1 protein-coding gene is annotated in these 377 nt (G+C 65.3%); it reads right to left on the reverse strand.

The window, feature by feature from the left end:
- On the reverse strand, positions 1–377 hold a 377-nt coding region (locus BEK98_RS44115; RefSeq protein WP_208643403.1), incomplete at both ends, for an alpha-glucosidase C-terminal domain-containing protein.

Here is a 377-nt window from a genome sequence, read left to right on the forward strand (position 1 = left end):
GCGAACCGGGAGAAGTTGTGGACGCACAGCACCAGGTCGTCCTCGTACTCGCGGAGGAAGGCGAGGACGGCGGGGTTGGAGGACTGGAGTTCGTTGTAGGACCCCAGTCCGAAGGCAGGATTCTGCTTGCGGATCTCGATCATGCGGCGGGTCCAGTGCAGCAGCGACGACGGCGAGGACATCGACGCTTCGACGTTGGTGACCTGGTAGCCGTAGACCGGGTCCATGATCGTGGGCAGGAACAGCCGTCCGGGGTCGGAGGAGGAGAATCCGGCGTTGCGGTCGGGGGTCCACTGCATGGGGGTGCGTACCGCGTCGCGGTCGCCGAGCCAGATGTTGTCGCCCATGCCGATCTCGTCGCCGTAGTAGAGGATCGG

This window comes from Streptomyces diastatochromogenes (genome assembly GCF_002242805.1).
GTDB lineage: Bacteria > Actinomycetota > Actinomycetes > Streptomycetales > Streptomycetaceae > Streptomyces > Streptomyces diastatochromogenes.